The sequence below is a fragment of the Streptomyces sp. NRRL S-495 genome (assembly GCF_000966955.1).
GTDB lineage: Bacteria > Actinomycetota > Actinomycetes > Streptomycetales > Streptomycetaceae > Kitasatospora > Kitasatospora purpeofusca.
Map to the genome: position 1 here is coordinate 1 of NZ_JZWY01001024.1, position 7236 is coordinate 7236.

Consider the following 7236-nt stretch of genomic DNA (forward strand, 5'->3'; position numbering starts at 1 on the left):
CGCCGGCCGCCCCTCCGCCGCGGGGACCGCCGCGGCACCGGCCGCCGTCCAGCGGACCGGCAACTGCCAGACGCCGTTGATGAACATCGTCCGCCGCCAGTCCAACTCGCCCTCGGCGACGGCGAGTTCCAGCACCTCGAAGCGGCGCAGCAGCGCGTTGACGCCGATCTGCAGCTCGGCCCGGGCGAGTTCGGCACCCAGGCACAGATGACGGCCGTAGCCGAAGGCGAGGTGGGAGCCCACGTCCGCACGGTCCGGGTCGAAGGCGTCCGGGTCGGTGAAGACGGCCGGGTCGCGGTTGGCGGTGTCGGTGAGCGGCACCACGATCCGCCCGGCCGCCACCGGGCAGCCGCCCAGCACGGTGTCCTCGGTCACCAGGTGCGGCGCCCCGCCGGTGTTGTTGAGGGAGCTGAAGCGCAGCATCTCCTCGACCGCCGCCGGGGTCCGCGCGGGCTCCGCGCGCAGGCGCTTCACCAGCTCGGGGTGGCGCAGCAGGAGCAGCACGCACATGCCGAAGGAGTTGCCGGTCGTCTCGTAGCCGGCCATCAGCATGCCCGAGCCGAGGGAGACCACCTCCCGGTCGGACAGCCGCTGGTCGGGGTCGTCGTCCGGGCGCAGCGCCAGCCTGGTGAGCAGGTCGTCGGCCGGGGTGCCGGCCTCGGCGGCGCGCCGCTTGCCGTCGACCAGGGCGGTGAAACCAGGGCGGTGAAGTACTCGTCCATTCGCGCCTGGGCGGCGGCGACCTCCTCCCGGGTGTGGCCGGAGGTGGACATCAGGATGTCCACCTCCGCGCGCAGCATCGCGCTGTCCTCGACCGGGACGCCGAGCACCTCGCAGATGACCCGCATCGGGAAGGGCACGGTGAAGCCGCCCACCAGATCGGTCTCGCCGCCGGTGGCACCGGCGGTCAGGTCGTCGAGCAGCTCCTCGGCGAGGGCCTCCAGGCGCGGCCGCAGCAGGCGGACCTGGCGGGCGGTGAACGCCGGGAGGATCGCGCGCCGGCGCCGGGTGTGGTCGGGCGCGTCGGCGGTGGCCAGCAGGACGGACTCGGTCTTGCGGGCGAACAGCGGGCGGGCCAGCTCGGTGTAGCCGGCCCGGCTGAAGCGGTCGTCGCCGAGGACGGCCGTGACGTCCTCGTGCCGGGTGACCAGCAGGGCGGGCTGCCCGCTGGAGAGTTGCACCGGGTGCGGGGCGCGGGCGTGTAGCACGCCGTGGTACGCGTCCGGCGGGCGCACGTCGCCGGCGGGCGGGAAGGGGAAACGGGCCGGGTCGTCGGTCATGTCCTGTCGCCCTTCTCGGTGGTGGCGGTTCCGTCGGTCGGGGTGGTCCCGTCGGTCGGGGCGGTCCCGTCCGACTCCCCCAGCGCCTCGGGCTCCTCCGGCTCCTCCGGCTGTTCGGACGGCGGCAGCAGCCGCACCGTCCCGGCCGCGCCGTCGATCTCGATCCAGGCGCCGTCGGGGATCGCCGTGGTGGCCCCCGGGACGGCGACCACGGTGGGGACGCCGAGCAGCCGACCGGTGATCGCCGTGTGGGACAGCAGGGTGCCGCGTTCGACGACCATGCCGGTGGCGGACATCATCAGGAACAGCCAGCCCGGGTCGGTCTCCCGCGCGACCAGGATCCGCCCGGCGGCGAGGTCCGGGTCGGTGGACGGGTCCAGCACCACCTTGGCCCGGCCGCGCACCACGCCGCCGCTGGAGCCGATGCCCCGCAGCAGCCCGTCGTCGACGGCGGCGGCCGTGCCCACCGCGCTCGCCCTCGGCAGCGCCCGGGCGAGCGGCAGTCCGGCGGGCGTGCCCAGCAGGGCGGGGCGCTGCGGGTTCTTCGCCCAGCGCTCGCGCTGCGTGCGGCGCAGCGCGACCAGGGCGCGCAGGTCGGTCACGGTGCCGGTGCCGTCGAAGGCGCCGATGACCTCCTCCACGGTCAGGTCGGCGACGTCGAGCGCGTCGTCCAGGACGCCGGTGCGGGCGAGTTCCGCGCCCAGCCGCCACATCACGTCGCGCGACAGCCCGAACAGCTGGGTGCGGCAGAACCGGGTGTCCTCGCGGATCCGGGCGAGGTCGCGGGCGAGGGAGGTGACGCCGAGCAGGACGGCCCGCCGGGCCGGGTTCGGGAGCACCTCGCGCAGTCGTTCGCGGGCCTTGCGGGCGGCCGCCTGCTCGTCGGCGCGGCTGGCCGCCACCGTCGCGCCCTGGCGCACCAGCGGGCGGATCAGCGCGAGCACGGTCCACGGGCGCTGGCGGGGTGTGGGCTCCTCCAGCTTCAGGTCGTGCAGCGCGCGGTCGCCGTAGCGGGCGACGTAACCGCGCGCGGCGTCGCCGACGGCCGCACCGTGGTGGCCCTCGACGATCTGCCGCCACAGCTGCTCGGGGTCGCTCGCGTCGTCGAGCACGGCGGCCCGCAGCTCGGGGACGGCGCCGACGAGTTCGGCCAGGCCCATGGCCGCGCGCACCGCCTCCAGCGAGCGGTTCTCCCGCCCGCCGCCCATCAGCCCGACCAGGACCTGCGGGCCCTCGCCGGTCCAGCGGCGCAGCAGGATGCTGCCCGCGCCGAGCACGACGAGCGCGATGAACGCGTTCACCAGGGTGACGCCCCAGCGCTCGCCGGCACGCTCCCAGAGCCGCCGGTAGAAGGCGATCAGCTCCTCCGGCGAGTCGCCGACGGTCTCGGCCTCGGCCATCTGCCGGTCCCACCAGCGCAGGAAGCCCTTCACCTGCCACGGGTGGAGGGCGCTGCGCCAGGCCAGCCGGGGCAGTGCCAGGGCGACGGCCGGGGCGGCCCAGCGGCGCTCGCCGCGGGCGGGGCCGGTGATGCCCATCGCCTGCTCCCAGCCGCGGCGCACGAGTTCGAACATCGGCATCTGCCCGTGCAGGGCGTGCCAGTCGTCCAGCCGGTAGTAGACCTGGCCCTCCAGGTAGCCGACCATCCGGGCGAGGCGGTGGGCGTTGTCCCGCACCCAGGACTCGGGGACGCCCATCCGCCGGTAGAGGTCGGTGAAGGAGCGGCGGTAGAACTCGCGGGACTGGGAGAAGGTCAGCGCGCCGGAGACACCGGGGAAGCTCTCGGTGATGTTGTGGTTGCCCCAGTAGACCTGGGCGCTCCCCGGCTCCTCCGTCGCCGCGGTGCCGGTCGCCGCGCCGGTGCCGGTCGTGGCCGAGGGCGGCGCGGTGACCAGCGGGCGGGCCTGGAGCAGGTGGACGACGCCGTCCTCGGTGAGGGCGCCCTCGATGTCCTGCGGGACGCCGAAGAGTTCCTCCACCCGCGCGGCCAGCTCGGCCACCGCGCGCACCTGGTCGTCGTCCAGCACCGGGACGTCGGCGAGGTCGGCGGCCACCGGCAGCAGCACCGGCGAACCGGCGGCGGCGCCCTCGGGCAGTCCCATCGACCACTGCGTGCGCACGGTCCGCGCGGTCACCTCGTCGGTGGCCGGGTCGTGGAAGAAGTGGTCGATGTCCGCCTTCTCCTGGACGACGCCCTCGCCGATGCCGTAGGCGGCCGCGACGACGCGGAGGACCGCGCCGTCGCGCGGGTCGCGGGTGAACGCGACGAACGAGCGGCTGCCGAGCACCATCCGCTGGATGCCGACCGCCACCCGGGCCCGCAGCGGGTCCAGGCCGCGCAGGGTCCGGTAGCGCACGGCCTGCGGGTTGAACGCGGAGGCCCAGCAGCGCAGGACGGCGTCCTCGACGCCGTCCTCGTCGACGTAGAGGAAGCTGTCGCTCATGCCGGCGAACGGGTCGACCGCGCTGTCCTCGCCGATCGCCTCGGCCGCGTCGGCCTCCGGGGCGGCACCACCGGAAGCGTCATCGGCCCCGGCGTTGGCACCGGCGTCGACCGGGACCACGCACGCCCGCACCGCGACCAGGCCGTCCGGCCCGGCGACGGCCGCGAACTCCTTGCGGATCCGCTCGGCCAGCGCCGTCGGCAGCCGCGCGCCGCCCAGGGCCTCCCGGGCCGCCGCGCACCAGCTCTCCACCTCCGCCCGGTCGGCGCCGTCGGCCGGTTCGGCCGGCAGGGACGGGCGCAGCGCGTCCAGGGCCTCGTCGAAGGCGGCGGCGGGCAGGCAGAAGAACTCCGGTACCCGGAACCCGGCTCGCCGCAGCACCTCCTGCCGGGCGAACTTGTTCCCGACCCGGGCGGCGTCGGCCAGCACCTCGCCGCCGTCCGTCGCCGCGGTCACCACGAGTTCGGTCATGCGCCCCCACCACCCCGTCCCGTGCCGCCCCAGCCGTCCAGGTGCAGCACGCTGTCCACCGGCCGGCGCGGCGCCGGTCCGAATCCGTCCCCCAACACGTGCGCGGTGGGGATCAGGGCCCCCTGGCGCACGTCGCCCGGCAGCCCGAGGAGGTCGGCGACCTCCTGCTCGGCGTCCAGGTGCACCGTCGTCCACGCCGTTCCCAGGCCGCGGGCGCGCGCGGCGAGCATGTAGCTCCAGGCGGCGGGGAGGAGCGAGCCCCACACCCCCGCCTGGTTGGCCGCCGTCAGCGGGCGGCTGCCGAGCTCCAGGCAGGGGATCACCAGCACCGGCACCTCGTGCAGGTGCTCCGCCAGGTGCCGGCCGCCGGCCAGCATCCGGTCCGACACCCCGCCCGCGGACACCGCACCGGACGACGCCCCGCCCGCCGCCGCTTCCCCGGCGGCGGCGGTCGGCGGGTAGCGGGCCTCGAACGACCGCCGGTAGACCTCGGCGATCCGCTTGCGCAGCCCGGCCTCGGCCACCACCAGCCAGTGCCAGCGCTGGGTGTTGCCGCCGTTGGGCGCCTGGAGCGCGATCTCCACGCACTCGCGGACCTGGTCGAGGTCCACCGGGCGTGACAGGTCCAGCCGCAGCCGCACCGAACGCGTGGTCGTGAGCAGTTCGTCCGGCGTCGCCGGCACCCCGACCCGCGGCGGGCGGGCGGAGGCGCTCACCAGAGACCCGGCACGAGGCGGGAGTGCCCGGCCGCGTAGTCGCGGTAGCCGGGGATGTTCAGCAGCATCCGCTCCTCGGTGCGGATGCGGAAGGTGATCGCGGCGGCGAGCACGACCAGCAGCACCACGCTCAGCGGGTTCAGGAAGAACAGCACGAAGCCGACGTGCGCCGACAGCATTCCCGCGTAGGCGGGGTGCCGGATGAACCGGTAGACGCCCCAGGTGACGACCTGGTGGTCCGTCTGCCGGGTCACGTGGTGCGAGTAGAACCGCCCCAGCGTGCGGATCGCCACCTGCCGCAGCACCACCCCGCCGACGAACACCGCCGCCGGGAGCAACAGCAGCGGCGACCACTCGTCCCAGGGCAGCGGCCCCAGCACGGCCGCGGACACGGTCGCGATCCGGGCCGTCGCGTAGAACAGCAGCGACGCCGACTCGCGCGGCGCCGAGCCGGAGGTCCGGAAGGTCACCGGGATCTCGACCGCCAGCCACGCCAGGTAGCAGGCGGCCAGGACGGCCGCCACCAGGTCCACCCCTTCGCCCGCGTGCCGCAGGTGGACCACCAAGCCGGTGGCCACCGCGATCACCGCGACGACGAACAACAACTGCGGCGCCCGCACCGCCCAGGACGAGCCCGTGCCCGTCACCTGTTCCGCCCCACTCACTTCGCCGACCTCCGCTTCAAGTAACCCGCGCGGCTGAGGGTGTGGACGCCGATCTGCAACCGGCCGTACCCCTCGCCGCTCTCCGCATCCACCACCGCGAACCGGTACACCGCGCGCGCCCCGCGCGCCGGTGCGAACTCCCACCACAGCTCCAACGGCACCTCCACCGGCAGGCCGGTCGGCAGGTCCGCCTCCAGCGAGAGCCAGAGCATCTGCGCGTCCAGGTCCCGCCCGTGGGCCGTGTGGCCCAGCATCGTCGCCATCTGCCGGGCCGACTCGACCAGCGCGCCCAGGGTGTGCACCCCGGCGCCCGCCAACCGGTGGCCCGGTGGCGGCACCAGTACCGCGGCCCGCTCGACCCGCACCGCCCCGCCCAGCAGGACGTTCTCCGGCCGGTGCCGGTGCACCAGCGTCGGATCGGCGGGAACCGCGGGGTCGGCCGGAACCCCGGTCTCCCGCCCGGCTCGGACCGGGGCCGGCGTCCCGCCGAAGCGGATCGAGGCCCGGCTGACGGCCTCGCCGTCCTGCAGCGCCACCAACTCCCAGGCCGGCCCGTCGTCGGCCGCGATCGGACCGCCGCTCAGCCACACCGGGGGACCCAGCTCACACATCCGGTCGAAGCTCATCGAGAGCCGCAACCGGCCACCGTCCGCGTCGACCCACTCCGGTGCCCGGGCCCCGAGGACGTCCAGCACCCCTGCCACCAGCACCATTCCGGGCACATGGTCGAGCGGGTGATCGAAGAAACAGAGGTCTTTCTCATCCACCACCACCGGGACGACCAGCCCCGGCTCCGATCCGCCGACAATTGCGGACGGAACCCCATCTCCTTGGTCGAATCCCTCCCCCCGGAAGTCTTCTGACGAACTGTCATGAACCGATGGAACGTCAGTTCCATATGAGACACCTGGTACCAACGAGGTCACGAGGACCGAGGTAACCATCGATCACCTGTCCGAGCAACCCGGACCGGCCCACACCCCGACCGGGCCCCGCCAGCGACCAAAAACACCCGCAGCGATGGCCGAAAACCCCATCGCCGACAGCACCCCGGGCCGTCCCGGCCGGCCCGGGACGGCGGGGAACCGCCGCTCCGGGCCGGGCCGCGCTGCCCCCTACGGCTGCAGCATGACGAGCAGCTCGGTACCGGGCACCAACTTCCGGTTGACGGAGGTGGACTGGACGAAGACCGTGTAGGAGGGGTTGTCGCCGGGCTTGACCGTGGCCTCCGCATCCGGCAGGCCGAGGAGCCGGCGGGCCGCCGGGCCCGAGAACACCTTGCCGGTCATCCGGCCGGTGGCCGGGTCCTTCTCCGCGACGGCGAGCTGCTTGCCGCCCTGGATCCGCTCCCGCTTGGACAGCTCGTAGAAGGCACAGCCCGTCCGGTAGGTGTGCCCCGCACCGGTGACGAACTCGCGGATGGGCAGCTGCCGGTCGACCGGGACGAGGGCGTACGCACCCGCGTCCAGGGCGTCGAGCTCGGCGGTGACGTCCGCGGCGCTGAGGTCCTGCCCCATGGTGAAGAGGTTCTTGGTGCCCCGCACGCCCTTTTCCCGGCCGCGCAGGAAGCTCGTGGCGGCGGACTTGACGGTGCCGATCGCCTCCTCGACGCCCTTGCTGGAGTCGGCGTCCCAGATCGCGATATTGCCCGCGGGGAACC

At 74.7% G+C, this 7236-nt stretch carries 6 protein-coding genes and 1 pseudogene; all 7 read right to left on the minus strand.

Translation table 11 applies throughout. The features are described from left to right. Nucleotides 1–636 (minus strand): cytochrome P450 (locus VR45_RS38225; protein ID WP_353612755.1); only part of this gene is annotated, 636 nt, incomplete at its 3' end. Then, nucleotides 546–1280 (minus strand): cytochrome P450, encoded by a 735-nt coding sequence (locus VR45_RS49625; protein WP_052709696.1) that lies wholly within the window; start codon nt 1278–1280, stop codon nt 546–548. The genes VR45_RS38225 and VR45_RS49625, both read right to left, overlap by 91 nt. Then, entirely contained in the window at nt 1277–4195 is a 2919-nt protein-coding gene (locus tag VR45_RS38230) for a PEP/pyruvate-binding domain-containing protein (protein WP_052709697.1), read from the minus strand. The genes VR45_RS49625 and VR45_RS38230 overlap by 4 nt, the downstream gene beginning before the upstream one ends. Then, complete coding sequence (locus VR45_RS38235) at nt 4192–4911, minus strand: nitroreductase family protein (protein WP_234326577.1); 720 nt, start codon at nt 4909–4911, stop codon at nt 4192–4194. The genes VR45_RS38230 and VR45_RS38235 overlap by 4 nt, the downstream gene beginning before the upstream one ends. Further along, nucleotides 4908–5576, minus strand: coding sequence for an isoprenylcysteine carboxylmethyltransferase family protein (locus tag VR45_RS38240; protein ID WP_107084399.1), 669 nt, complete (start codon nt 5574–5576; stop codon nt 4908–4910). The genes VR45_RS38235 and VR45_RS38240 overlap by 4 nt, the downstream gene beginning before the upstream one ends. Continuing rightward, on the minus strand, nt 5573–6346 hold the full coding sequence (locus VR45_RS43125) for an AfsA-related hotdog domain-containing protein (RefSeq protein ID WP_159394519.1): 774 nt from the start codon (nt 6344–6346) through the stop codon (nt 5573–5575). Before VR45_RS43125 ends, VR45_RS38240 begins: the two co-directional genes overlap by 4 nt. A 345-nt stretch (nt 6347–6691) precedes the next feature. Then, nucleotides 6692–7236: pseudogene (locus tag VR45_RS38245) on the minus strand (VWA domain-containing protein); the annotation flags it as partial.